The sequence below is a fragment of the Pseudomonas sp. 21LCFQ02 genome (assembly GCF_024129895.2).
Classification (GTDB): domain Bacteria; phylum Pseudomonadota; class Gammaproteobacteria; order Pseudomonadales; family Pseudomonadaceae; genus Aquipseudomonas.
In genome coordinates this window covers 4,165,566-4,190,813 of record NZ_CM178749.1, presented here as the reverse complement: position 1 = coordinate 4,190,813, position 25,248 = coordinate 4,165,566, and the positions used below count along the sequence as shown (strand labels likewise).

Below are 25,248 nucleotides of genomic sequence, written 5' to 3'. Positions count from 1 at the left end.
AAAAGTTAGCACAAGGTTTAGGCTCAGTTCATCTTCAATCAGACGCAAGGAAATCATCATGATCGTCGTCACCGGTGCTACTGGCCAACTTGGCCGCCTGGTTATCGAACAACTGCTGGAAAAAATCCCTGCCGCACAGATTGTCGCTGCCGTACGCAGCCCGGAAAAAGCCAGCGACCTGAAGGCGCTGGGCGTGCAGGTGCGGCAGGCCGACTACAACCAGCCGGCTACCCTGGACAGCGCCCTGGCCGGGGCCGAAAAGGTACTGCTGGTATCATCCAGCGAAGTGGGTCAGCGTACCGCTCAGCATCGTGCCGTTATCGACGCCGCCCAGCGTGCCGGGGTCAAATTGCTTGCCTACACCAGCCTGTTGCGTGCCGACAGCACACCGCTGGCGCTGGGCACCGAGCATCACCAAACCGAAGCCTACCTGCGCAGCAGCGGCGTGCCGTTCGTGGTGCTGCGCAATGGCTGGTACACCGAGAACTACGTCTCCGCCATCGACAGTGCACTGCAGTTGGGCACCCTGTATGGCGCCGCCGGCGAAGGCCGGATCAGCTCGGCCAGCCGCGCCGACTATGCCGCTGCGGCGGTGGCGGTGTTGCTGGCCGCCAATGACCAGGCCGGCAAGGTCTATGAGCTGGCGGGCGACAGTAGCTACACGCTGGCCGAGTTTGCTGCCAAGGCTGCCGAGCTGGCCGGTCAGCCACTGCCCTACGTCAACCTGTCGCCAGCCGACTATCAGGCCGCGCTGCTCAAGGCCGGTCTGCCGCTGATCTATGCCGATCTGCTGTCTGACTCCGACAACGGTGCCGCGCAAGGCGGACTGTTCGAAGAGGGCAAGCAGTTGAGCCAGTTGATCGGGCGGCCGACCACTGCGTGGCAGCAAACCCTAGCGGATGGGCTCCTCTAAAAACTACCTGCGTTGTCATCGCTGCGTTGAAAACAGGCTCAGAATGCTCATTTACAACCCGTAAACTCCGCTTCCTCGCCTGTTTTCGCCTTGCGCTGACTGCCTCGCCTACGTTTTTAGAGGTACCCATATGCCTTGAAATAAGGCTCGGGAAAATTCGCTGAATGATTTGCTCGCCGCTCTGTCCCATTAATCAGGCATGGCATACAGCCGCCACTTTGCTGATTGAATAGGGAGAGACGCATGAAAAGCACCTCATTGATCGCGGCCCTGGCCCTGGCCGGTGCCCTGTGCGGCACCAGCCTGGCGGTCAACGCACAACAACCCCAGCCGCAAACCGAAGCCAAGGGCGGTGTCCTGCATCCGTCACCGATCAAGGTAGGCGAAAAAGCGCCCGGTGATTCGGACCGCCCTGCCGCCGCCATCGACTGGAAGGCCAAAGGCCTGCCCGAGCCAGACAAGGAAAGCCAGTGGGTTCAGGTAGAAGACAAGTACCTGCGAGTGCAGATCACTAACAACCGGATCATGGAAATCGTCGACGTCAAAAAACGCTGAAGTCATGCAGGGGCGTGGCAGCCACGCCCCTGCATCCGGCTCAGGCCAGTTGCTTGAGCAATACTTTGGCGACCTCTTCGGAGCTGGCCGGGTTCTGCCCGGTAATCAGCTTGCCATCCTCGACCACATAAGGTGCCCAGTTCGGGCCTTTCTGGTACACGCCACCCAGGCGAATGAATTCATCCTCGATCAAAAACGGCACCACGTCGGTGAGCTGTACGTCAGCCTCTTCGCCGTTGGTGAAGCCGGTCACCCGACGGCCCTTGATCAACGGCTGGCCATCGGCAGCCTTGACGTGACGCAGTACACCCGGCGCATGGCAAACAAAGCCGACGGGCTTGCCGGCGCGCTCGAAGGCTTCGATCAGGGCAATCGAGTCTTTTGATTCGGCCAGGTCCCACAGCGGACCATGACCGCCTGGGTAGAACACCGTATCGAAGTCGTCAGCCTTGACGCTATCAAGGCGCACGGTGTTGGCCAGCGCCTGTTGCGCGGCCGGGTCGGCATTGAACCGGTGGGTCAGTTCGGTCTGAAAATCAGCCTCTGCGCTTTTCGGGTCCAGCGGCGGCTGACCGCCGGCCGGCGATGCCAGCACCACTTCGGCACCTGCGTCCTTGAAGGTGTAATAAGGCGCGGCAAACTCCTCCAGCCAGAAACCGGTTTTGTTGCCTGTGTTGCCCAGTTGATTGTGAGAGGTCAGAACCATCAGGATTTTCATAGCATTCTCCATGTGAATAGGTATTCAGGCCTTGAGCAGGGCCACAAGTTCGTTATGTTTTTCACCATACGGCGCGCGCAGTCGAAGGTTCGAGGCGCCATCGGTGCTCTGCACCACCACCGCCTTGGCATGGGTAAAGCGCCGGAAACCATGCACCCCATGGTAGGCGCCCATTCCTGAAGCCCCGACCCCGCCGAACGGCAGTGTGTCGATGGCCGCATGGGTCATCACATCGTTGATCACCAGGGCGCCGGACGTGGTCCGCTGATTGAATTGAGCCTGGCGTGCCGGATCAGCACCGAAGTAGTAAGCCGCCAGTGGCCGGGGTTGAGCGTTGATGTAGCCGATGGCCTCGTTGAGATCCTGAACCGCTTTGATTGGCAGCAACGGACCAAAGATTTCTTCCTGCATGATGGCCATGTCATCGGTGGCACCCAGCACCAGATGCGGCGCGATCTTGCGCGTGTCAGGGTCGTAGGCGAGCTCGCCATGGGGCGCCAGGCTCACCACCGTCGCGCCTTTGCTGACGGCGTCGTCCAGCAGGCCAACCAGCCGCTGATAATGCCGCGGGCTGATGATCGCGGTGTAGTCCGGGTTGTCCTGCAGCGTGGCAAAGCTGCTGGCCATGAAGCCCTTGGCCGCGTCGACAAACGCCTGGGCTGCGGCTTCGGGCATCAATACATAATCCGGCGACAGGCAGATCTGCCCGGCATTGAAGGTTTTGATGGTCAGCGTGCGCTGCACCGCTTGGGCAATGTCGGCATCGCTGTCGATCACCACCGGTGATTTGCCGCCCAGTTCCAGGGTGACCGGCACCAGATTCTCGGCCGCAGCGCGCATTACATGGCGACCGACGCTGGTACTGCCGGTAAAGACCAGGTGATCGAAAGGCAGGGCACTGAAGGCCTGGCCGACACTGGCATCGCCGAGCACCACGGCCAGCTCGTTGGGGTCAAAGTAACGGGCGATCAGTTCGGCCAGCAACTGCGAGGTGGCCGGGGTCAGTTCCGAAGGCTTGAGCATGGCGGTATTACCGGCAGCAAAGATACCGGCCAGCGGACCGAAGGCCAGATTGATCGGGAAATTCCACGGGCTGATCACCCCCACCACGCCCAGCGCCTGCTGCTCAATCCAGGCCTGCATGCCCGCTGCGGGAGTCGCGACGACCTCAGGCTGCATCCACTGCTCCAGTTGCTCGGCAGACTCTTCAAGCATCTTCACCGTGGTCAGCATGTCGACCACCAGCGATTGATAGTGGCTGCGATGACCGAAGTCTTCGCTCAATGCCTGACTCAGTGCCTGATGATTTTCACGAATCAGTCGCGCACTGCGCTGCAAACGATCCCGACGCAATTGGGCGCTTGCCGGCCCGGCCCGCAAGTGCGCCTGTTGCATGGCGCGCAGACGGCATTGCAGTTCGGCGGCGGTGGGTTGATCACACATGTCGGATCCCTCCGTAAGGGGTCAATTACTGTTGCCAACAGGTTACGGAGGCTGGCCTGAACGCGCTAACAAGGCTATTTTGCGACAGGCATAAATATATTTATGGGGTTTGGCGTGTCACTGGTTCGCTTACGTACTTTTATCGAGGTCTACCGCCAGGGTTCGATCAGCGGCGCAGCGCGGGCGCTCAACCTGACCCAGCCGGCGGTCTCGCAGCACATCGCCGGGCTGGAAGTCGCGGTCGGCCGACAGTTGTTCGAGCGGCTGAGCAATGGCGTCCAGCCGACCAGCGCCGCTGATGACTTGGCCGCCGATGTCGGTGACCGGCTCGATGCCGCCGAGGCCGCGTTATCGGCGGCGCGGGCACGCTCGCAGGACGTTTCGGGGGTGCTGCAGATCATCGGCCATGCCGATTTTCTCGCCGAGGTGATCGTCGATCAGTTGCCGCCGTTGCTGCAGGCCGGCATCCGGGTGCACCTGCATACCGGCAGCGCTGACCTGATCACCCAGATGCTGCTCGAAGGTCACTGCGATCTGGGTATCTCGGCTTTTGGCGCTACCGACAAGCGCCTGAAAAGCGAGCTTATTCTGACCACCGACGTGCTGGCGGTGGCAGCGCCCAGCGTCGTACAGCGCCTGAACGCCGCCAGGCAACTGGCGGCGGCGCTGCTTGACCAACCGCTGCTGGCCTACAACCTGGAATTGCCGCTGATCAACCACTGGCTGGAGCGCAACCGCCTGCAACTGCCGACGCTGCGACCGGCGATGGTCGGCCAGGACCTGCGCACCCTGCGCAATGTGCTGGTCAAGGGGATGGGCTGGAGCGTCTTGCCGCAGTACCTGTGCCAGCACCAGATCGCCAGCGGCGAACTGATGGAGATTGCCGCCCCGCAGGGCCGCACGCAACTCAATTACTATTTGCTATGGACACCCAGTGCACTGCGCCAGCCACGGGTCGCCCATGCGCGGCAAGCGTTGTTGTGGCGGTTGCGCAACGACCCGGGCCAGTCTTGAGGCGCCCAATGGCATGGTATCGCGGCGCCAATCAGGCTACCCTGCCCGCTCTGGATAATCGGGTGGGTGGAGCACTGGACATGGACTGCGCAATCAAGCCTCAGCACACCGCCAGGCCCTTGTTCTGGCGCCACGCCGACCTGCCGTTCATCGAAGCCCGCTCGGTGGCCGATGGTCGTCAGGTGTGTTACGCCCCGCACTCCCATGAGGTGTTTTCCATCGGTGCGATCACCGCCGGTTGCAGTACCTACCTGCTGGAAAAATCCACCCTGCGCATCGCCGCCGGGACCGTGGTGCTGATGAATCCCGGCCAGGTGCATGCCTGCAACCCCATCGATGACCAGCCCTGGTCGTACATCATGCTGTATGTCGACCCACAGTGGCTGGCCGCTATCTCGCATGACACTGCCACCGGCTTTGCGCCGCTGGCCCCGTCGCACAGCCATGACCCTCAGCTGTTTGCAGGTTTGCTGGGGTTGTACGCCACGTTGCTGGATAGCGACGCTTCGCTGCTGCACAAGCAATGCACGGCGGTGGCGTTTTTTGGCCTGATGCAGGATCTGCTCGGCGGTGCACGGCCGCAGGCGGGCAAGCCGGCACCACGGGTCGAACAGGCGGCTGACTACATCAACGCCCATTTCAAAGACGCCGTGCGCCTGGACGATATCTGTCGCGCTGTGGGGCTGTCGCCGTCTTACCTGATCCGCGCCTTTGAACAGCGCTACCACATGACCCCGCACGCCTACCTGCTCAACCGGCGCATTCAGCATGCGCACAGCCAGTTGCGCAGTGGCCGGTTGATCGCCGATGTGGCGTGTGAAACCGGCTTTGCCGACCAGGCGCACCTGCAGCGCGAATTCAAGAAACACCTGGCCGCGACGCCTGGGCAGTATCGGTTGCAGGAGCAAAGCTTGTGCGGCTAAGCCTTCGCGGCTAAAGCCCCTCCTACGGCATTACCTCCTATGGGACCAATAGATACACCGCACAGCCCACCAGCAGCGCGGCCATGGTTCGGTTGAACAGCCGCATTCTGGCGGCGCTGCCCAGGTAGTGGCTCAACCGTGCGCCCGCATAGGCCCAGCAGCCCAGCGACAGGTAGCAAATCACCAGGTAAAGCCCGGCAAACTGCCAGATCAGGCTGGCCTGGCCGTCGGCGACGAAGGCGCCCATGCCGGCAATGGACGCCAGCCAGGCCTTGGGGTTGAGCCATTGCATCATCGCTCCGTGCAGCAGGGTCGGCCGGGCCTGGGACTGCTCGACGCTGAATTCACCATTATCAGCAGCCAGTTTCCAGGCCATGTACAACAGAAAGGCGACCCCGCCCCACTGGATCATCCGGGTCAGGAACGGCCAGTGTTGCAGGGTTTCATGCAGGCCGAAGCCGATCAGCACCAGCAACAGGGTAAAGCCCAGGGTTGCCCCCAGCACATGCCGCATGCTGGCCGCAAAACCAAAGCGCACCGCGGCGCTGAGCGCAACGATATTGACCGGCCCAGGGGTAATGGACGATGCCAGCGCAAACGTCGCCATGGAAATCAGGACACTCATGCCTACCTCACACACAATCGAAATGACTGCGCCAAGGTAGTGACAGGTCCGTACAGCTGTATTGAAGGAAATTACCCTCACTCGCGGCCACAGCACAGAAATGCGCCTGCGCTCTTGCTTTTTTGCTGTTTAACTCTACAAATGCCAGTTATAAGGCAGCCCTTAGCCATTATCTTCATTTTTATCGAGTTCAGCCCATGTACAAAGCCATCGCTTGCGTCGTTGCCTTCAGTTTTTGCACAACCGCGCTGGCCGCCTGCCCCGCGCCGACGCCTACCGATACCGCACGCTGGATCTACACTCAGCACGCTGATTTCTACGTCAAGGGCAAGGGCGGGCCGCAATACCTGTCGGCAACGTTACTGGAGTGGCTGAAGAAGGATTGGGCCTGCCAGGGCGGCGGGGATGTCTGCGCCATCACCGCCAACCCGTGGACTGACGCTCAGGACGGCGAAGTGCAACAGCCGGTCACCTGGAAGCAGGTGTCCAACAGTGACGGCCAGGTGGTCGTCGAGATGAGCTATTTGCTGGGTTACAAGAATGCCCCCGGACAGCAGGGTGTCGAACAGACCACCCGGCTGCTGATGGCGAAGAACCCGACCTCGCAGTGCTGGGTTCTGGACAACCTGCAGGGGCCGGGTGACCGTCCCCTGCTGGAGGCGCTGCAAGAGTTCCCGTACGACGGCGACTGATCAGGCTGACGCCTCAAGCCTGCGCCCACTCCACATTGGTAATCCCAAAATGTTCGGCGTAGGGTTTGGACACTCGCGCCACCTTCTCCAGACGGTACTTGGGAATGCGTGCCAGGCCTGCATCGACGCTTGCGTAATGCCAGGCCTCGGCATTGTCCATGTGCACAGATCGGATGTAGAAGCTTTTAAATGCACCGTTCAACAGGTAGTCGATCCGGTAGTGTTTTTCCTGAGCCATTAACGGCATTGCCTCCCTTGTCTGAATAATCCCCGTGCCCGGTGCGCAACGCTTTGCCTTGACACTGCAATAGCCTGGCAATAATCGGACACTGCGAATAAAGGGACACACACACCAAAGGAAAGATTCCGTTTTTTTTCCCAACGGTCGTATGGCGAGCCGTCTGTTCAGCGAATCCCCAGCCTTCTGGCCAGCCGACTGAGGTTGGCGCGGTCAACGTCCAGCTCGCGTGCCACCTGCGCCCATTTGCCGTCATGGCGCTGCAAAGCCTGCTCGATCAGCCGACGCTGGAAGCCGTCCACCGACGCTTTGAGTCCTGCCTGGGCAGGCAACAGTGGCTCGTCGTCCGGCACCTGGAGCAAAGTAGCAGCAGCCAGCTCACTTTCGAGTCCGAGCATCGAGGCCTCGATGGTCAACACCCTGGGCCGCTCGGCATGTGCCGAGATCGCTTTGAGCACCGCCCGGCTGATCAGGTGCTCCAGCTCCCGGACATTGCCGGGCCAGTGCCAGGCCACCAGCAACTGCTGGGCATCGGTGTTCAGGCGCAGACTGCGCAGGCCCATGCGCACGCGGTTTTCTTCGAGAAAATAACCGGCCAGCAACAGCACGTCACGGCCGCGCTCACGCAGTGGCGGCACGTTCAGCGGGTAGACGCTCAAGCGGTGATAAAGGTCCGCCCGAAAATGCCCCAGGCGTACCTCTTGGGCCAGATCGCGGTTGGTCGCGGCGATGATGCGCACATCCACATGATGTTCCTGATCCGACCCCAGACGCTGCAATTGGCCACTCTGCAGCACCCGCAACAGCTTGGACTGCACCGGTAACGGCAATTCGCCGACCTCATCGAGAAACAGCGTGCCGCCATCGGCCAGTTCAAACTTGCCGCTGCGGCCGTTGAGTGCGCCGGAAAATGCACCTTTGACATGGCCGAACAGCTCACTCTCCACCAGGGTTTCCGGCAGTGCAGCGCAGTTGATGCTGATCAGCGGCTTGTGCGCCCTGGGTGAATGCAGATGGATCGACTCGGCGACCAATTCCTTGCCGACCCCGGTTTCACCGGTAATCAGCACCGTCAGCGGACTGTTGGCCACCAGCTGGATTTCCTGCCCCATGCGCTTGTGCGCCGGGCTTTGGCCAACCAGCTCGCGGGGCGCATGGCCGCCGGCAACGTGTTTGTAGACTTCAAGCAGTTGCCGCTGGTCCTCGAAGCCGCGCACCAGTTGCTTGATGCGCTCACTGGCCATGACCGTGGCCGCAGCCAGGCTGGCAAAGCCTTGCAAGGTGTCGAGATCGACACTGCCGAAGCTGGCCGGGTCCAGTGAATCAAGGGTAATCAGCCCCCACGGCGCGCCCTGGATAATCAATGGGCAGCCGAGGCAGTCGTGGACTTCCAGATGCCCATGACCATCAAGCAGGCCGTCGTAGGGATCGGGCAGTTCACAGTCCGAAGCAAAGCGCACTGGCTTGCCGCTGTACAAGAGGATTTCCAGCCGCGGATGCTCACTGACCCGAAAACGCCGCCCCAGGGTGTCCGGACTCAAACCATCCACCGCCAGCGGGACCAGCATGTCGTCTTCAAGCTTGAGCAAAGCCACCGCATCGCAGGGCAACAACTGACGCAGCGAATGCAGCAGGCGCCGATAACGTTCTTCGTCAGGCAGCTCACGCGACAAGTCGGCTACCAGCGGCAACAGCGAACGCAGCAAAGGATGAGGCATCAAGGCTCCACAGGCAGGCGGTCAGGTTGCGGTCATTATGACCGCAACCTGCCGCCTGATGAACCCTGGTTTTGTTACGGCGCCGGATTCGGCTGTTTGACGTGGATCGCCTCAATGCCGGCGATCGCTTCGTCGGACAACACCAGATCAATGCTCGCCAGGTTGCTGGTCAGTTGTTCCAGGGTAGTCGCGCCGATGATGTTGCTGGTCACGAACGGCCGGCTGGTGACATAAGCCAGGGCCATCTGCGCAGGGTCCAGGCCATGTTCACGGGCCAGCGCCACGTACTGGGCGGTGGCACTGACCGCTTGCGGGTTGTTGTAGCGCTGGAAGCGATCGAACAGGGTCAGGCGGCCATCGGCCGGACGGGCGCCATTGAGGTATTTGCCGGCCAGTACCCCGAACGCCAGCGGCGAATAGGCCAGCAGGCCGATCTGCTCGCGAATGGCGATTTCGGCCAGCCCCACTTCAAAGGTTCGGTTGAGCAGGCTGTAGGGGTTCTGGATCGACACGGCGCGGGTCTGACCACGGGTCTGGGCCAGATTCAGGAAACGCTGAGTGCCCCACGGGGTCTCGTTGGACAGGCCGACATGGCGCACCTTGCCCGCTTTGACCAGCTCATCGAGCACGTCCAGGGTTTCTTCAATGGCGGTGGACTGATCGTCAGCATCATGCTGGTAGCCCAGCACGCCGAAGAAATTGGTTTTGCGGTCCGGCCAGTGCAACTGGTACAGGTCCAGGTAATCGGTGTTCAGGCGCTTGAGGCTGCCTTCCAGAGCGGCAGTGATATTGCGCCGGTCCAGGCGCGGATTGCCGTCGCGGATGTGCTCCATACGGCCCGGCCCGGCCACCTTGCTGGCCAGTACCCAATCCTGACGATCACCGTACTGCTTGAAGTACTCGCCGATGATGCTTTCAGTGCGGGTGTAGGTCTCGCCACGTGGCGGGACCGGGTACATCTCGGCGGTGTCGATGAAGTTGACCGCCGCGTCCTTGGCCAGGCGAATCTGCTCGAAGGCCTGCGCTTGAGTGTTCTGCTCGCCCCAGGTCATGGTGCCCAGGCAGATGGCGCTGACCGAGATATCAGTCTTGCCGAGTGAACGAAATTGCATCGATGACTCCCTTTTATCGAGTGATGAATAGCAGTTCAGGGCACCTCTAAAAACTACCTGCGTTGCCATCGCTTACGTTTTTAGAGGTACCCTTCAGTTACGCTGCATGCAGCGCAGGTAGCGTTCATTAACCCGCTTGGCAAACCAGGCGGTGGTCAGTTTACGGGTGATCTTCGGGCTTTGCAGGGTGATACCCGGCAGTATGGCGCGGGGTAGCTGTTTACCGGCTGTCTGCTCGGCCAGTTCGAACACTTGACGGTACACCTTGGTGTCTTCGAAATCCGGCCCGTCGGCCTTTTTCAACTGGTTGTAAATGGCCGGGTTATTCAGCCCCAGCCGCGGCCCCAGGCTGCGTACCGCACGCTCGGTGGCGCCGGTGGCCAGCGAGTCGTGGATGATCAGGTCGCCATCGAGGGCGAGCCCGATACCGGTCAGGCGGCTGAGCGCGCTTTGAAACGCCGCGTTGCGACTGGCGTACCAGCCGGCATTGAAATCGGCGAAGCGGTACAGCGGCTCGGGGTAGTCAGCCGGATAACCCAGCAGGTGCCTGGTGCCGAAGTACATGCCGCCACGGCGGCTGAAGACTTCGCGGCGAATGCTGCCATCCACGGCATAGGGGTAGCTGCCTGCATGCTGCTCGGCAAAGGCGATGCTGACCTGCATCGGGCCGCCGGTGTGCACTGGATTGAACCGCCCGAACAGGGTCTGGCCCAACGGCACCATGCCGGTGAAATCATCGAAGATCGCGCTCAGTTGCTTCTCGGTGCGCGCAGCCGCCAAGCGCTGTTTATAGGTTTTGCCATCTGGCGAACGAATCCCCAGCGCTGCATCCACCAGGCTGGCGGGCACCCGCAAGCGGGCCGCGCGGCGGTCAATCTCTTCGCGGGCAATGCGCGCCAGCCCCGGCACCGGCGGGTCGGCCTGAAAGGTTGACTCCTGTTCGGTTACCGCCAGTACCGCGCAGATGTTTTCAGGGGTCGCAGCGATGTTCTGGGTGGTCAACGCCGTCTGGATATCAGCAGCCCAGCCCTGGCGGTCGATCACACTGGCCGGCAACAGTGCCTGGACGCGCTCGCGGGCCTGCTCAGGGCTTAACGGTGGCGGCCCTGACGGGCGGCTGGCGCACCCCCCAAGCAGGAGGCTGGCCAGCAGCAGACTCGACAGCAGGCTTGAGTTCACCTTGATCTTGCTCCTTAAATGGGTAAGCGGATCAAGGCGAGGGTTAGAACACCGACCAGTCGATCCGCGCGCTCAATCGTTCCAGCGCCGCCATTCCGACCAGCGAATTGCCGGCCGCGTTCAATTCCGGGGACCATACGCACACCGAAAAACGTCCCGGCACCACAGCGATAATGCCCCCACCTACCCCGCTCTTGCCGGGCAATCCGACCCGATAGGCGAAGTTACCGGCCTCATCGTACAGCCCGCTGGTGGCCATGATCGAATTCAACTGAGTGGTCTGGCGGGCACTGAGAATCTGCTCGCCACTGTGGGTGCAGAACCCTTCGTTGGCCAGAAAACCAAAGGCCTTGGCCAGGTCGACACAGGTCATGCTCAGCGCACAGTGATGAAAATAGCTGCGCAGTACATCTTCGACTTCACCATTGAAGTTGCCGAATGACTTCATCAGCCAGGCCGCCGCCGCATTGCGTGAGCGGTGCTGATACTCGGACTCGGCGACCTTGGCATCGGAGACGATGGTGCGGTTGCCGCACAAGCGGCGCACGAAGTCGCGCATCGACAAGGCAGGCGCGGCAAAACGGCCCTGATTGATATCACAAATCACCAGGGCGCCGGCATTGATAAACGGGTTGCGTGGTTTGCCGCGCTCGAACTCAAGCTGCACCAGCGAGTTGAACGGCTGGCCGGATGGCTCATAACCGACCCGCTCCCAGATCGCCTCGCCCGAGTGACTGATGGCCTGCACCAGGCTGAACACCTTGGAGATGCTCTGCACCGAAAACGGTGTCATCGCATCGCCGGCCTGATAGATCTCGCCGCTGTTGGCGTACACCGCAATACCGAGTTGATCGGGCCGCACCAGCTCCAGTGCCGGGATGTAATTGGCAACCTTGCCCTGACCGATCAGCGGACGGACTTCTTCGAGGATTTCGTTCAACAGCTCTTGCATGCAGGGCGCCCCGTGTTTTTGGGAGCGCACACTACACCAAGGCGCGAAGTTAAAACACCGCTCAATGCTGGTAATCGGTGCCGTGACGATCCAGTTCACGAATCAGCGCTTTCCAGTGTCGCTGCACACCCGGTCCGTTACCGTCCTTGAACACCTTGGCCTGCTCCTCGACCTTGGCCACCACCTGGGGCGGCGGCAGGATCAACTCGTCATTGCCAGCCGATTGCGCGGCGATCTGAATGTTGCAGGCGTACTCCAGCCCCTGAAGTTGCTGAAAGGCGTGTTCGACACTGACCCCGGCGGTCAGCAGGCCGTGGTTACGCAGAATCATCACATCCTTGTCACCCAGGTCGGCGATCAACCGCCCGCGCTCGTCCAGCTCCAGTGCCACGCCTTCATAGTCGTGGTAGGCCACACGCCCGGAGAAACCCAATGCATGTTGCGAGATCGGCAACAGGCCGCTCTTTTGCGCCGACACGGCAATGCCGTCGCGGGTGTGAGTGTGCAGCACAGCCTGCAGGTCCGGGCGTGCACCGTGGATCGCACTGTGGATCACATAGCCGGCGTAATTGATGCCCAGCCCGGTAGGGTCGTCGACGATGGTGCCGTCAATGTCGACCTTGACCAGGTTCGACGCGGTGATTTCATCGAATAGCAAGCCGAAGGCGTTGATCAGAAAGTGTTCTTCAGGGCCCGGCACCCGCGCCGAGAAATGCGTGTAAATGTGGTCGGTCCAGCGCTTGAGTGCCGCGAGGCGGTAGGCAGCGGCCAGTTTGACCCGCACTTCCCACTCTTCGGCAGACACCCGCTCGCGCACGCTGCTTTCAGACGACGCGGAAGGTGGCTGAACCGGCAGGGCACTGACATTGCTCATGGTGAAACTCCTGAAATGGCTGCGTGAAGCACGTGCCACCCAGACTATGCGTATAACGCGATCTTTAAAAAGCACATTTTCTTCTAAGCTAATCATTAAAAAATAGAATATTAAAAATAATCTTTATGCTTAGATTCGCAGCGATACCGACCCCTTGCCAGGCGGAGGCCCTGATCCTGAGCTGCCTGGAGCCATTGATGAGCACACCCTTGCCCCCCTCTGCCGACCTTGAACTGCAAACCGACGTGCTGATTATCGGCGGCGGCCTGGCCGGCACCTGGGCGGGCGTCGCGGCAGCACGCGAAGGTGCACGGGTGGTGTTGGTCGACAAGGGCTACTGCGGTACCAGCGGTGTAACGGCCACCGCTGGCCCCGGCCACTGGTGGGTGGCGCCGGATGCAGGGTTGCGTCAAGCGGCCATCGACAAGCGCCTGGCCACCGCGTTTGGCCTGGCAGATCCGCACTGGATGGCCCGCGCCATCGACACCACCTGGACCAGCCTGCCGGGCCTGCAGGGTTACTACCACTTCCCCACCGACGCCCAAGGCGTGACCCATTACCGGGGCCTGCGCGGCCCGGAATACATGCGCGGCATGCGCCGCCTGGCGCTGGATAGCGGCGTCACGGTCCTCGACCACAGCCCGGCCCTGGAACTACTGCGCGATGCCCACGGCACCCTGGCCGGCGCGCGCGGCTGGCGGCGCCAGGCCGGCGGTCACTGGCAGGTGCAGGCGCCAGCGGTGGTACTGGCCAGCGGCGGCTGCGCGTTTCTGTCCAGCCTGCTGGGCAGTCACAACAATACCGGCGATGGCTACCTGATGGGCGCCGAAGCCGGTGCCGAACTGTCAGGCATGGAGTTCTCCAACTATTACTGCATCGCAGCGGCGGGCAGCAGCATGACCCGTTCGATGGTCTACAGCTTCGGCCAGTACTATGACGCCCATGACGGGGAACTGCCGATCAGCCAGGGACCGGGTTTTACCGAACAACTGGCCCGTGCGTTACTCAACGGCCCGGTGTACTGCCGCCTGCATCGGGTGCCACACGACATCCGCCAACAGTTGCCGACCATCCAGCCCAACCTGATGCTGCCCTTCGACCGTCGCGGCATCGACCCGTACCGCCAGCGCTTTGCGGTGACCCTGCATCCGGAAGGCACCATCCGTGGCGTGGGCGGTTTGCGCTTGATCAACGAGGATTGCCAGACCAGCGTGGCGGGCCTGTACGCCGCCGGAGACGCCGCCAGCCGTGAGCCGATTGCCGGGGCGACCTCCGGCGGTGGCGCGCAGAATTCGGCCTGGGCGCTGTCGACCGGACAATGGGCCGGCCGCGCCGCCGCCCGGCACGCCATGCAGCATGGCCGCGCTGGCGGTGCGCTGCTGGGCTTTGCCGGCCTGGGCCTGAATACGACCGTTCAGGACAGCCAGGCCGTGATCCGCGGTATTCAGGACGAAGTTCATCCGCTGGACAAGAACCTGTTTCGTAGCGGCGCACAGATTCAACGCTCCTTGCAGGCACTGGACAACGTCTGGGACCAGCTCCGCCATGCGACTGCCAGCCCGCTCGGCAACCCGCTGCGCGCCCGTGAGCTGGCCGCCATGGCGGCCACCGCACGCTGGTGCTACCGGGCCGCCGAACAACGCCAGGAAAGCCGTGGCATGCACCAGCGCAGCGACTGCCCTGCCCAACTGGCGCGCTTCGACGCGCACTTGCGCATCGGCGGCCTGGACCACAACTGGCATCGCTTCGATGCCCTGCAACCCCAGCCTGCGACACCGCACTGCGCGCAAGGAGCCCCGGCATGATTGAACTCATCTTCAAAGACCTGTGCGACGGCTGCGGCACCTGCGTGCAGGTGTGCCCGACCAACACCTTGACCCTGGACGCCGACGGCCTGCCAGCGATTGGCGACCAGTCGGCCTGCCAGACCTGCTTCATGTGTGAGTTGTACTGCACCCGCGATGCGCTGTACGTCGATCCCGATTGCAGCCAGCCACAAGTTCTGGACGCCGGGCAGATTCGCCACAGCGGCCTGCTCGGGCAGTACCGCCGTGATTCAGGCTGGCACGAATGGGCCGAAGACCCGCACTACCAGAACCAGCACTGGCGCATGGACGCAATCTTCGCCCAGGCGCGCGCGACCCATGGCGGGCGGGATAAAGCCTGATGGCGAGAATGTTCAATTAGACTGGTGGGAGCAGCCGGCCGGCACTCCGGTTGCTGTGGTCCGGCCTCCCGGCGAAGACGGCGGTACATTCGCAGCAGATTTAGTGCTTTTACTGGCCTCTTCGCGAGCAAGCTCGCTTGTGTCTTTGATCAAGGTAAAGTCTGGGGTGAGAGGGGTGGATGGCAAGCTGACAAATCGCGGTGCCTAGAGCACGTGTGGGAGCCAAGCTGCCATCCACTCTTCCCGCTTTGGCTCAAAGCTCGAACAGTTGACTGAGTCCGACCTCGAACAACAAGCGTGAGTCAGGCCAAAGCGCCTCTCACTCTTTATCCTAGAGGTTTTACTCATGTCCGCCTATGCCGGTATTGATGTTTCCAAGGCCACGCTGCAGGTTGCGCTGTTTCCCAAAGCCGATGAGCTGTGTGTGCCTAATACTGAAGAAGGTCTCGCCAGCATCGCTGAGTACCTCAGCGCCCATCAGGTTGAACGAGTTCTTGTTGAAGCCACCGGTGGTTACGAGAAACTGTCGGTAAAGCTTCTGGCTAATGCCGGGTTCAAGATCCAGCGTATTAACCCTGTTCGTTCACGTCAGTTCGCTCTGGCCATGGGCAAGCGTGCCAAGACCGATCCAATCGACGCGCAAATGCTGGCCATGTTCGCCTCCAGCCTGGAGGCAAAGGGCTTCGCAAAGCCTGACGAGGAGCGCGAAGTCCTGCTTGAGCTGGTCAACTTGCGCAACAATCTGCTTCAACAACGTGACGACAACCGGCGCCGTATCAAACAGACCATAGTGCCCAGCGTGGTGGACATCTACCTCGCGTTGGAAGCCAGCCTCAAAGTGCAGATCAAAGCGGTAGATCAACTTGTCGATGCACAAGCGCGCAAGGTCGACTCAGAACTGCTGCAGCGGCTGCATGCCGTAAAGGGCGTAGGCCCAGTGACAATCGCCAGCCTGTTCTGCTACCTGCCAGAGCTGGGTGATCTGAGTCGTGGACAAATCGCAGCGTTGGCCGGTGTGGCACCGTATAACAACGACAGCGGTAGCAAGGCCGGCAAGCGGCAGATCTACGGTGGGAGGACGAAACTGCGCCGTGCGACCTACATGTGTGCGCTGGTGATGGTGCGCTACAACGCCGATTTCAAGGAGCGCTATGCGAGGCTGCGTGCCAAAGGCAAGTGCGCGAAAGTGGCCCTGGTGGCCTGCATGCGGGTGCTGCTGATACGTCTGAACGCCATGGTGCGCGACGGAACACCATGGCGTGATCACGTGGTTTGAATGGGGGGCGGGCTTTGCCCGCCATCGCGGAATCTATCCGCGATGGCATTATAAAATGCCCATTCATCGGGGGATGATGAAAGACAGTTGGCTCCCACAAAGGCATGCAGTGCTTATCTGAACAGTATTGGCTTTAGCTGCGACACCTCAGACGCGGTCGAAACGAGTGTTTCAATGCCCGTTATGGTCCCACAGCCAGTCCCAGATCCCCGGCAGGTGCACGCCCCGTCCATCATCAGGTACGGTGCGGGCGGTGGCGGCGCGCAGTAATTGGGCCTGGTCGTCGTAGAACGGCTTGGCCGCCAGCGGCAAGCCATCGGCCCTGGCGCTGTCGATCAGGATCTGCAAGTACTCATGGATATGCCGCGCCGTATAACGGTTGACGTCATGGAAGGTGACCACCACCGGAGTCGCGCCATCCACCGTGGGCAACTCGCCCCTGGCGATCCGCTCGCGCACTTGCGAGACTTGCAGTAGCAGGTTTGCGCGGCGGCGCGGGCTCATGTTGAAGCCGTAGATCTTGCCATCGTTGGCACTCAGGTCGGTGAGCAGCACTCGCAGCCCCTTCGCCCGGTAAGCCGCGAATGTACGATGGTCATAGTTCCAGAACGGCGGGCGCAGCAACGTGGCCTGCTGACCACTTTGCTCAGCGATGATCCGCAGCCCGTCGCGTAACGACTGCTCCAGTTGCTCAGGGCTCAACGAGCGGTGGTTGGTGTGTCGTGGCGTAGCACTGTGAAAACCGAGAATATGCAGCTCACGGCCTTCACGGCGCAGCAGTTCCCGGCCCGTGTCGCTGCCACCGCCACCGATTGCCCCGGTCTGGACAAAAAACACGGCCTTGATCCCGGGCATCACCGGGTTATCAGCCAGATCATCCAGGATTCGTGCGGTCGGGTTCCACCAGCCCGAGCCGCTGGGACCGTCGTCGAAGGTCAGCACAAAGCGCACTGGCGCCTGCTGGCTCAACTGGGTGCGGGTCTGTTCGGTAAGCGGCACGGGCGGGCCGATGCAGCCCGCCAACAGGCAGACGGCCGACAGGCACAGGGCGTTCAAAACATTCATGAAGGGTCCGCGACAACCCCGCTCAAGACGGCTGAGCGGATGGCCGCACACACTAGCGACCCGGCCCCGCTAAAGCCAGTGTTTCATGCCCTGCCCGGACAGCTCGCGGCACCGTTGTTGAGGTTCTGCTTGACCACCTGATACTCCATGCTGGCTTTACCGTTGGTCCATTCCAGAGTCATGACCAATAGCGAGTCAAAGTCGGTACCCGTCCAGTCGTCGATCAGGTTCATCTTCTTGCCGGAGGCCTCTTCGGCGACCTTGTTGACCAGCTCCGGCAGATAACCGTGGGACCAGGCGGTATAAATCGTCGCGTCGTGGTATTTGACGTCCATCAGTTCATGAGCGAGGTCGCTGGTGTCATTGGCGCCAAAATCGATATTCACCGGCAGGCCCAGTTTGATAGCACTCGGGCCGATGGTCATCAACGGGCGCACGTAACTGTAGGAATGATCGCCCTCGCCCTCTTCCACATGCCGACCAGGGTCAGCCGCAAAGATGAAATCGGCCTTGCCGAACTCATTGGGCAACAGCTCGGCCAGGTCCAGGGCGCGGTTCAGACCCTGGCAGTTCAGTTGCCCCAGGCCCATGGCAGGTTTTTCGGCGTGACGCAGAAATACCAGGGTCTGGGTGCCATTCTTGGGTTCGGCCAGCACGCCGTCGCCGATGGAAAACCAGAAAATTGCCGAGGCCGTCAGAACGGCTGGCAGCGCCAGCCAGCGGCGCTGTCGCACGTTGGTCAGCAATGAGTTGAAACGGGTCATATTCTCTGAATCCGATACAGGTTAGTCGGGTGCAATCTGTCCAGTCACTGCGGCAAATTTGCCAGACCTGGCGGGTTCACGAGTCCGTTCGAAGGCCGGTGCGCGATCCCTCGCACAGCCTGTTACCAAGGCTAATCGGGAGATGTTGCACAATGAAGAATGAGCGGGGGCATGGGCAACATTGCCCCCGGACAGACTCGATAAGCCTCTATGGGAGTCGGAAAATGCCGTTGTGTTGCACAACGGACGAAAAAAACCAGCCCCAGTTGTCAGTAAATATGACTACCCATGCTGAATGCGGGCCGCTTACTTGAGGTTTTTAATCCGGTCCCAGATCTGATTGCGCAGCGCGTCAATCTCCGGATTGACCGGCTCGAGAACAAACATCCGGCTGATGGTCTCATCGTCGGGGTACACCGTCTTGTCAGACCATACCTCACGCACGATCAACGCATCGGCTTTCTCGTTGCCGTTGGCGTAATGCATCTGGTTGGTGATCGCGGCAATCACCTCCGGGCGCAACAGGTAGTTCATGTACGCGTAGGCCGCCTTTTCATTGGGCGCATCCACCGGCATGGCGACCATGTCGAACCACATCGGCGCCCCTTCCATAGGCACCGAATAGAGAATGTCCTTGTGCCCGGCCTTTTCCGCGATGTCCTGAGCCTGATCGATGTCGCCGGAGAAACCCACTGCCACACAGATTTTTCCAGCCGCGAGGTCGCGAATGTAATTGTTGAGATGAAAGTAGCGCACATAAGGTCGCACGCTGGTCAGCAAAGCCTCGGCCTTGGCGTAATCTGCCGGCACATCGCTGTGCGGCGGCAGGTTCAGGTAGTTCAGGGCAATCGGCAGCATTTCCGGCGCGTTGTCGATGATCGCCACGCCGCACTGGGCGACCTTCTTGAGGTACTCGGGCTTGAACAGCAGATCCCAGGAGTTCACCGGCGGATTCTCGCCCAGCACCGCAACGATCTGCTCACGGTCATAGCCGATGCCGGTGCTGCCCCACAGGTAAGGGAAGCCGTGAGTGTTGCCCGGATCGTTGACCCGCAGAGCCTTGAGCAGCACCGGGTTGAGGTTCTTCCAGTTGGGCAACTGGCTGAGGTCGAGCTTCTTGAGCGCACCGGCGTTAATCTGCTGGGCCATGAAATGCACCGAGGGAAACACCACGTCGTACCCCGAGCCCTTGGCCAGCAACTTGCCGTTGAGTTCTTCGTTGCTTTCGAAGGTGGTGTAAATGGGCTTGATGCCGGTGCTGGCCTGGAAGTTCTTGAGGGTATCGTCGGCGATGTAGTCGGTCCAGTTGTGGACATTAACCGTCCCGGCTGCATGCGAGGCCGAGGCCGCCATCAGCAATCCCAGCATGGTGTACTTGAACATGGCGCACCCCTTCGACGTCATGCTGTCAGCTTGCCTTCTATCGACCTGCACAGCAACGAAAAAAGTACCGCCGCACAGAGCATCAACGCGGCCAGCGAACGGCGCAAACCGGACCGACGGTACGCAAGCCCACCCAAGCATGATTCACGTCAAAAAAATCGAACTTTTTGTAACCTCGGGATAAATATTTCGGCTTGTTTCATATGGCGGTGCTATCTTCATTATTCACCAAGACAAGCCTGACAATTGTGCCGGAAAATTCCGACAGCACCTCGGATAAGTGCTTGCTCAGCCATGTCTTGCCCTGCCACTCGCTGCATCGATGATGCGCGCATGATACAGGTGGGTCCCATGAACAAGGTCACGTTCCCCAACGCCTGCCAGCTCATGCGCTGGCATTTCCATCCGGTCGGTTTTGAAGCCACCATGGACGCGCCCAGCAGTATGATCGCCCGCCTGTTCGATCGCGCCAGCGGCCAGACCTTCGTGGCCATTGCCGGCCTGCCTTGCGCCACGGTCATGAACGCCCGTGACGTGGAAATCATCATCGAAGCCATCGAAGCAGAAATGGAGCTGTTCAGCCTGCCGGTCATGACCTCGCAGCTATCTTGAGCAACCGCCGGGCCTGATCACACTTTGCCCAGCCGCTGGTCGTCGAAGTACGCCTGGTCGGCGGCCACCCGGTCCGAGGCTTTCGGGCCGTTGCCTTGGTCCTGGCTATCGATAAACCAGTAGCACTGGCGTACTGCACGGGTAATCGCCACATACGCCAGCCGCAGCACCTCGTCCTGCTGGGCCTTGTCGTACGCCTGCGGTTCGCCCTTATCACCCAGTCCGGCAATCCGGTACAGCTGGTTTTTGGCCGGCGACTGAGTCAGGTGCTGGCAATCACCGAGCAAAAACACGGCATCAGCCTGCAAGCCCTTGGCACTGTGGTAACTCAGGGTTTTGATCTGCCGCGTTTGCGCGGCATCGGCCTGCAGCAATGCCAGCAGTTGCTCCGACATCCGCTGACGCTCGCTGCCCTTGCGGTACAGCAGCAGGATGCTGTCGCCCTGCTGCTGGTGAGCCTGAACCCGTTCGAACAGGACCTGGTCATCGCGCTCGAGCACGACCACCGGCCACAGTGTTTGCTGGTTACCGCTGGCCTTGGCTTTTTTGCCGGCAATCGCCGGCGCGGCGCGGACGATGTGTTCGGCGGCATCAATGATGTGCTGATGGCTGCGGTAGTTTTCGCTGAGCATTACCCGAGTGCTGGCCGGCGATGAAAACTCCTCGTTGAACGCCATGAAGTAATGCGGTGAACTGCCGCGCCAGCCGTAGATCGACTGCCAGTCATCGCCGACACACAGCAGCGAGGCATGATGGGCCCGGCGCCCCACATGCATGGCCGGGCCACGCCGACGGATTTCACGCAAACTGGCACGCAGCCAGGAGACGATCTGCGGCGACACATCCTGGAACTCGTCGATCATCAGGTGCGACAGCGGGCGCAGCGCTTCGTCGTCCAGTTGCGCAAGATTCTCCGGCGCAGTTTCGCCGAACAGCGCGAACATTCGGTTGTAAGTCATCACCGGCGGGGTCTGGTCCAGCAACTGCGACTCGAAGCGTTTCCAGAACAGACTCAGGGCCTCGAAGAAAAACCGGTCCGGGTCATGACTGGCAAAACTCATCTGCGCCACTGCCGCCGACACGTCAAGCCCGAGGTTTTCGATGAAACCGGCGACCAGCACAAAACAGTCGAGCAGCGGTGCGCTGGCCAGCTCACCCTTGACCTTGTACTCAAACCCCGGCCCGGCCAACGCGCTGCCAGTGAGGTTGTGCAATAACTGGCTGCCCGCCTGATAACTCTCGAGCCAGATCACCGGTTTGCTGCAAAACGCCTGAAACAGCGTGCGCTTGATCACTCCCTCGGCCCACAGCGGCAGCTTGGCACCGGGGCGTTTGAAGTCGCGATCTTCGCGCTCATCGCAACCGAGTATCACCCAGGCGTCCAGCTCGGCGGCGTAACCATGCACGTGAAAGGCATGGCCGTTGACCTGCAGGCTCTCGCGCTGCGGTGTGATCCCCGCAATCGGCCAGGCGCCGGCACGCCGCCATTGTGTCTCGACAGTGTCGCACCAGTCCTTGTCACGCTTGGCCGACAGCTCGGTCACTGCGGCGCGCTTCTGCACATCCGGGTGGTCGCGGTCGATCTCTTTCAGTTGCCGGGCCTGGCGACACAACGGCGCGATGACCTCACGAAAGCGCGGCTCAGCAGCGTAGAGGTCGCGATAGCACAGGTTCAGTTGCTCGCGCTGGGCATCGTTGATGCGCAGATCAAACGGGTTGCTATCGATCTCTTCAACGCCAGAACTCTGGCTGCCCAGCGTCTCGAAGGCTTGCAGATGCTCGAAGCCTGGCAGGCTGCGCACCAGCGGCAGGATGCGTGAATGAAAGGTGCGGACCAGCTCGCGCGCCTGACGGGCAGTCAGCGCATGGCCCCAGAGCGCCATGACGTCGATCAGCCGCGTCATGAAGTCCTTGCGCGACTCACGGGTGAAGGTCACCACGGTCATGCTGTCCAGCTCAAAACCCAGGTAGTGGGTGAGCAGCACAATGCGCAGCACCAGTGAGGTCGACTTGCCTGCCCCGGCGCCGGCGATCACGCAAGTCGCCGGGGTATCGCTGAGGATCATCTTCCACTGGGCGGCGCTGGGCTGGGCGTGGCTCGGCAGCTTTTGCGCCACGTCGGCCTTGATGCGCTTGATCAGCTCGGCGCTCAGCGGTAAGCGCCAATCTTCAAACAGGTGATCCTCGACCTGCGGGCCGCGATGCGCTTCAGGCCGGGTATCGCGGATCAACAGCATGCGCCGGCCCTTCTCGATCCCGTCCAGATGCCCCTCGGCGTAGCCTTCATTGACCCCTTCGCCGTGCCCGGCCAGGTAACCGTCGGTATGCCCCTGCGCCCAGGACGCCTGGTGTTGCGCACCCAGACCGTTCAGGCCACGGCCCAGGGCGCGGGCCAAGACACGCTTGAGCCAGGGCAACCGCTCACAGGCTTGCAGGTCGATATCCAGTTGCGGGGGCATTGCAGAAGGCAGGTGGTCAGACACGCGGTTTTCCGTGGGGTGGCTAAAATGCCGCCTATGGTGGCTAAAAACACGCGCAAGCTCCAGCCTTGGCTGTGTGCCACTACTCAGTACGTTATGTGTCGCTCCTGGGATGGCAGGCTCAACGGTCCGGCGTCAGACTCGGCTCATCTAAGCATAGGAACCGACGCCATGCATGACTCTGAAATCCTGACCCACGCAGCAGCGCTCACATTCGCCATCAGCCGGCTGCTGACCGGCTATCAGGGCGAGCGGCATGCCGAGCAGATCAAGGCCAGCGGCCAGCTCACGGCCGATGCGCAACTGAGCCTGGCGCGCCGGCCTGTGCCTGAGCAGGAAGACCCTGGCGTCATTGAGCATTGGCTGGCCACCAGCCTGGCGCTGGCCAGGCACAACCCGGCAGTTGACCATCCGTTGTTGGACGCCCTGCAAGCGCTGCTGGCGCATGCCCGCTGGATCAAACGCAGCGCGGCGCATGGCGAAGACCCCGCATTTGTCGAACGCCCTCGTCATGCGCTGCTGCTGGGCAACGGCAGCCCGGTGGCGTGCCCGACCCTGACCCTGGGCCTGGCCGTCATGGCGCCCGAAACCCGCTACCCCTTTCATCAGCATCCGCCGCAGGAGTTCTACATCGTGCTGTCTGAAGGGCAATGGTATCGCCAGGGCGATGGCTGGTGGCAGCCCGGAATGGGCGGGATGCTATGGAATGCCCCGTCGGTGGTGCATTCGATGCAGTCGGAAGACGCACCGTTGCTGGCCTTGTGGGGGTTGATGCACTGAATGAATGTCTGGCGGGCGGCCCGGTATGGGCCGCACCGCCCGAACTTCACCTCATCGTACAGCGATGGCCTCGTCGACCAAGGCCTGGGCTTCGCCGACCAGACGCTGCAGGTGATCGTTACCGATGAAGCTTTCGGCGTAGATTTTGTAGATGTCTTCAGTGCCCGACGGGCGTGCCGCAAACCAGCCGTTGGCGGTCATGACCTTGAGGCCGCCGATGGCCTGGTTGTTGCCCGGCGCATGGCTGAGGACCTGCTGGATCGGCTCGCCGGCCAGCTCGGTCGACTTGACCTGCTCGGGTGCCAGCTTGCCCAGCGCGGCTTTTTGCTGCGGATTGGCCTTGGCGTCGACGCGGGTCGAGAACGGCTCACCCAGCTCAGCGGTAAGCGCCGCGTAACGCTGGCTCGGGTCCAGGCCGCTGCGGGCGGTCATTTCGGCGGCCAGCAAGGCCGGAATCAGACCATCCTTGTCGGTGCTCCAGACGCTGCCGTCACGGCGCAGGAACGACGCGCCGGCGCTCTCTTCGCCGCCAAAGCCCAGGCTGCCGTTGAACAGACCGTCAGCGAAATACTTGAAGCCCACCGGCACTTCGTACAGTTGGCGGCCCAGACGTGCCGTCACCCGGTCGATCAGGCCGCTGCTGACCACCGTCTTGCCCACGGCGGCATCCGCGCGCCATTGCGGACGGTTCTGGTACAGGTAGTCGATGGCCACGGCCAGATAGCTGTTGGGGGTCATCAGGCCGCCCGTCGGGGTCACGATGCCGTGGCGGTCGTGGTCCGGGTCGCAGGCGAACGCGATCTGATAACGGTCCTTGAGGCCGATCAGGCTCTGCATCGCGTGGCTGGACGACGGGTCCATACGAATCTGGCCGTCCCAGTCGACGCTCATGAAACGGAAGGTCGCGTCCACATGCGGATTGACCACGTCCAGATCAAGTTGGTAATGCTCGGCAATCGCCTGCCAGTAACGCACGCCAGCGCCGCCCAACGGGTCAACGCCCAGCTTCAGACCGGCATCGCGGATGGCTTGCAGGTCGATAACGCTGCTCAGGTCCGCCACGTAGGTGTTGACGTAGTCATGGCGATGGGTCGTGTCGGCGCGCAGTGCCTGCTCATGGCTGATGCGCGACACCCCCACCACCCGCTCGGCGAGCAGCTCGTTGGCCTTGTTTTCGATCCACTTGGTCACGTCGCTGTCGGCCGGCCCGCCATTGGGCGGGTTGTACTTGAAGCCGCCGCTCTGCGGCGGGTTGTGCGACGGGGTGATGACGATGCCGTCAGCCAGGCCGCTGCTGCGCCCGCGGTTGTAGCAAAGAATCGCGTGGGACACCGCTGGCGTCGGGGTGTATTCGTCGTTGTGCGAGATCATCACCTGCACGCCGTTGGCGGCCAGCACTTCCAGCGCCGTGGCAGCGGCCGGGGTCGACAGTGCGTGGGTGTCAGCGCCAAGGAACAGCGGGCCGTCAATGCCCTTGCTCTGCCTGTACAGACAGATCGCCTGGCTGATGGCCAGAACGTGCCATTCGTTGAAGCTCAGTTCAAAGGAGCTGCCGCGGTGCCCGGAGGTGCCGAAGGCCACGCGCTGGGTGGCTACCGAGGCATCTGGCTGGCCGGTGTAATAGGCCGTGACCAGCCGCGGGATATCGACCAGCAGGTGCTCGGGCGCCAGCTTGCCGGCGAGTGGACTGATACTCATGCAACCTCCAAAGGGTAGATATCTGCAATTTTGTAGGAGCGACTAGGGGATGTGTTTCATCTGCGAA

At 61.6% G+C, this 25,248-nt stretch carries 24 protein-coding genes; 10 read left to right on the top strand and 14 right to left on the bottom strand.

The features are described 5' to 3' along the window. The first annotated feature begins 58 nt into the window (after positions 1-58). Both NJC40_RS19200 and NJC40_RS19195 read left to right on the top strand, forming a co-directional pair. On the top strand, positions 59-913 hold the full coding sequence (locus NJC40_RS19200; RefSeq protein ID WP_253142982.1) for an SDR family oxidoreductase: 855 nt from the start codon (positions 59-61) through the stop codon (positions 911-913). Between the two features lie 243 nt (positions 914-1,156). Next, entirely contained in the window at positions 1,157-1,468 is a 312-nt protein-coding gene (locus NJC40_RS19195; RefSeq protein WP_045490798.1) for an RcnB family protein, read from the top strand. 40 nt (positions 1,469-1,508) lie between these two features. Here the strand turns inward: NJC40_RS19195 and NJC40_RS19190 are convergent, their stop codons facing one another. Next, positions 1,509-2,186: a type 1 glutamine amidotransferase domain-containing protein gene (locus tag NJC40_RS19190; protein WP_253142983.1), complete on the bottom strand. Its 678-nt coding sequence runs from the start codon at positions 2,184-2,186 to the stop codon at positions 1,509-1,511. 24 nt (positions 2,187-2,210) lie between these two features. Further along, positions 2,211-3,629: a coniferyl aldehyde dehydrogenase gene (locus tag NJC40_RS19185; RefSeq protein ID WP_045490795.1), complete on the bottom strand. Its 1,419-nt coding sequence runs from the start codon at positions 3,627-3,629 to the stop codon at positions 2,211-2,213. A 114-nt stretch (positions 3,630-3,743) separates the two neighbouring features. Here NJC40_RS19185 and NJC40_RS19180 point away from each other — a divergent pair, with 114 nt between their 5' ends. Both NJC40_RS19180 and NJC40_RS19175 read left to right on the top strand, forming a co-directional pair. Beyond that, positions 3,744-4,643, top strand: a complete 900-nt coding sequence (locus tag NJC40_RS19180) for a LysR family transcriptional regulator (RefSeq protein WP_253142984.1) — start codon at positions 3,744-3,746, stop codon at positions 4,641-4,643. Positions 4,644-4,723: 80 nt separating this feature from the next. Continuing rightward, complete coding sequence (locus tag NJC40_RS19175) at positions 4,724-5,566, top strand: helix-turn-helix transcriptional regulator (RefSeq protein WP_253142989.1); 843 nt, start codon at positions 4,724-4,726, stop codon at positions 5,564-5,566. Positions 5,567-5,603: 37 nt separating this feature from the next. Here NJC40_RS19175 and NJC40_RS19170 read toward each other — a convergent pair whose 3' ends face one another. Beyond that, the gene (locus NJC40_RS19170; protein ID WP_253142985.1) at positions 5,604-6,191 is read right to left on the bottom strand and encodes a LysE family translocator; all 588 of its coding nucleotides are present in this window, start codon (positions 6,189-6,191) and stop codon (positions 5,604-5,606) included. Positions 6,192-6,388: 197 nt separating this feature from the next. On the opposite strand from NJC40_RS19170, the gene NJC40_RS19165 reads away from it, so the two are divergent. Beyond that, complete coding sequence (locus tag NJC40_RS19165) at positions 6,389-6,883, top strand: hypothetical protein (protein WP_045490789.1); 495 nt, start codon at positions 6,389-6,391, stop codon at positions 6,881-6,883. Positions 6,884-6,896: 13 nt separating this feature from the next. Here NJC40_RS19165 and NJC40_RS19160 read toward each other — a convergent pair whose 3' ends face one another. The 6 genes from NJC40_RS19160 to NJC40_RS19135 form a co-directional block, all read right to left on the bottom strand. After that, a complete protein-coding gene (locus NJC40_RS19160) occupies positions 6,897-7,121 on the bottom strand; it encodes a DUF6555 family protein (protein WP_045490787.1) in 225 nt (74 codons plus the stop codon). Between the two features lie 167 nt (positions 7,122-7,288). After that, positions 7,289-8,839 (bottom strand): nitric oxide reductase transcriptional regulator NorR, encoded by a 1,551-nt coding sequence (gene norR, locus NJC40_RS19155; RefSeq protein WP_045490785.1) that lies wholly within the window; start codon positions 8,837-8,839, stop codon positions 7,289-7,291. 74 nt (positions 8,840-8,913) lie between these two features. Beyond that, positions 8,914-9,951 carry an NADP(H)-dependent aldo-keto reductase gene (locus NJC40_RS19150; protein WP_253142986.1) on the bottom strand — a complete coding sequence of 346 codons (1,038 nt, stop codon included), beginning with the start codon at positions 9,949-9,951 and terminating at the stop codon, positions 8,914-8,916. Positions 9,952-10,044: 93 nt separating this feature from the next. Beyond that, on the bottom strand, positions 10,045-11,130 hold the full coding sequence (locus NJC40_RS19145; protein ID WP_363321704.1) for a DUF1615 domain-containing protein: 1,086 nt from the start codon (positions 11,128-11,130) through the stop codon (positions 10,045-10,047). A 43-nt stretch (positions 11,131-11,173) separates the two neighbouring features. Continuing rightward, positions 11,174-12,082, bottom strand: a complete 909-nt coding sequence (glsB, locus tag NJC40_RS19140; RefSeq protein ID WP_045490779.1) for a glutaminase B — start codon at positions 12,080-12,082, stop codon at positions 11,174-11,176. A 61-nt stretch (positions 12,083-12,143) separates the two neighbouring features. Further along, a complete protein-coding gene (locus NJC40_RS19135) occupies positions 12,144-12,956 on the bottom strand; it encodes a class II aldolase/adducin family protein (protein WP_045490777.1) in 813 nt (270 codons plus the stop codon). Between the two features lie 197 nt (positions 12,957-13,153). On the opposite strand from NJC40_RS19135, the gene NJC40_RS19130 reads away from it, so the two are divergent. From NJC40_RS19130 to NJC40_RS19120, 3 genes are all read left to right on the top strand, one after another. Continuing rightward, positions 13,154-14,761, top strand: a complete 1,608-nt coding sequence (locus NJC40_RS19130) for an FAD-binding protein (protein ID WP_253142987.1) — start codon at positions 13,154-13,156, stop codon at positions 14,759-14,761. Continuing rightward, positions 14,758-15,123 (top strand): 4Fe-4S dicluster domain-containing protein, encoded by a 366-nt coding sequence (locus NJC40_RS19125; RefSeq protein WP_253142988.1) that lies wholly within the window; start codon positions 14,758-14,760, stop codon positions 15,121-15,123. Before NJC40_RS19130 ends, NJC40_RS19125 begins: the two co-directional genes overlap by 4 nt. A 346-nt stretch (positions 15,124-15,469) precedes the next feature. Next, entirely contained in the window at positions 15,470-16,399 is a 930-nt protein-coding gene (locus NJC40_RS19120; protein ID WP_253143071.1) for an IS110 family transposase, read from the top strand. Positions 16,400-16,570: 171 nt separating this feature from the next. Here the strand turns inward: NJC40_RS19120 and NJC40_RS19115 are convergent, their stop codons facing one another. From NJC40_RS19115 to NJC40_RS19105, 3 genes are all read right to left on the bottom strand, one after another. Next, positions 16,571-17,464, bottom strand: coding sequence for a polysaccharide deacetylase family protein (locus NJC40_RS19115; RefSeq protein WP_045490771.1), 894 nt, complete (start codon positions 17,462-17,464; stop codon positions 16,571-16,573). A gap of 83 nt (positions 17,465-17,547) precedes the next feature. Further along, positions 17,548-18,228, bottom strand: coding sequence for a hypothetical protein (locus NJC40_RS19110; protein WP_045490770.1), 681 nt, complete (start codon positions 18,226-18,228; stop codon positions 17,548-17,550). Between the two features lie 306 nt (positions 18,229-18,534). Next, a complete protein-coding gene (locus NJC40_RS19105; protein WP_045490768.1) occupies positions 18,535-19,611 on the bottom strand; it encodes a polyamine ABC transporter substrate-binding protein in 1,077 nt (358 codons plus the stop codon). A gap of 333 nt (positions 19,612-19,944) precedes the next feature. Here NJC40_RS19105 and NJC40_RS19100 point away from each other — a divergent pair, with 333 nt between their 5' ends. Then, positions 19,945-20,223, top strand: coding sequence for a DUF1652 domain-containing protein (locus NJC40_RS19100; RefSeq protein WP_084710063.1), 279 nt, complete (start codon positions 19,945-19,947; stop codon positions 20,221-20,223). Between the two features lie 17 nt (positions 20,224-20,240). Here NJC40_RS19100 and NJC40_RS19095 read toward each other — a convergent pair whose 3' ends face one another. After that, positions 20,241-22,706, bottom strand: a complete 2,466-nt coding sequence (locus NJC40_RS19095) for a UvrD-helicase domain-containing protein (RefSeq protein WP_253142893.1) — start codon at positions 22,704-22,706, stop codon at positions 20,241-20,243. A 168-nt stretch (positions 22,707-22,874) separates the two neighbouring features. On the opposite strand from NJC40_RS19095, the gene NJC40_RS19090 reads away from it, so the two are divergent. Further along, positions 22,875-23,483, top strand: coding sequence for a dimethylsulfonioproprionate lyase family protein (locus tag NJC40_RS19090; RefSeq protein WP_253142894.1), 609 nt, complete (start codon positions 22,875-22,877; stop codon positions 23,481-23,483). Positions 23,484-23,534: 51 nt separating this feature from the next. Here NJC40_RS19090 and pgm read toward each other — a convergent pair whose 3' ends face one another. Continuing rightward, positions 23,535-25,181: a phosphoglucomutase (alpha-D-glucose-1,6-bisphosphate-dependent) gene (gene pgm / locus NJC40_RS19085; RefSeq protein WP_045490760.1), complete on the bottom strand. Its 1,647-nt coding sequence runs from the start codon at positions 25,179-25,181 to the stop codon at positions 23,535-23,537. Between the last annotated feature and the right edge of the window lie 67 nt (positions 25,182-25,248).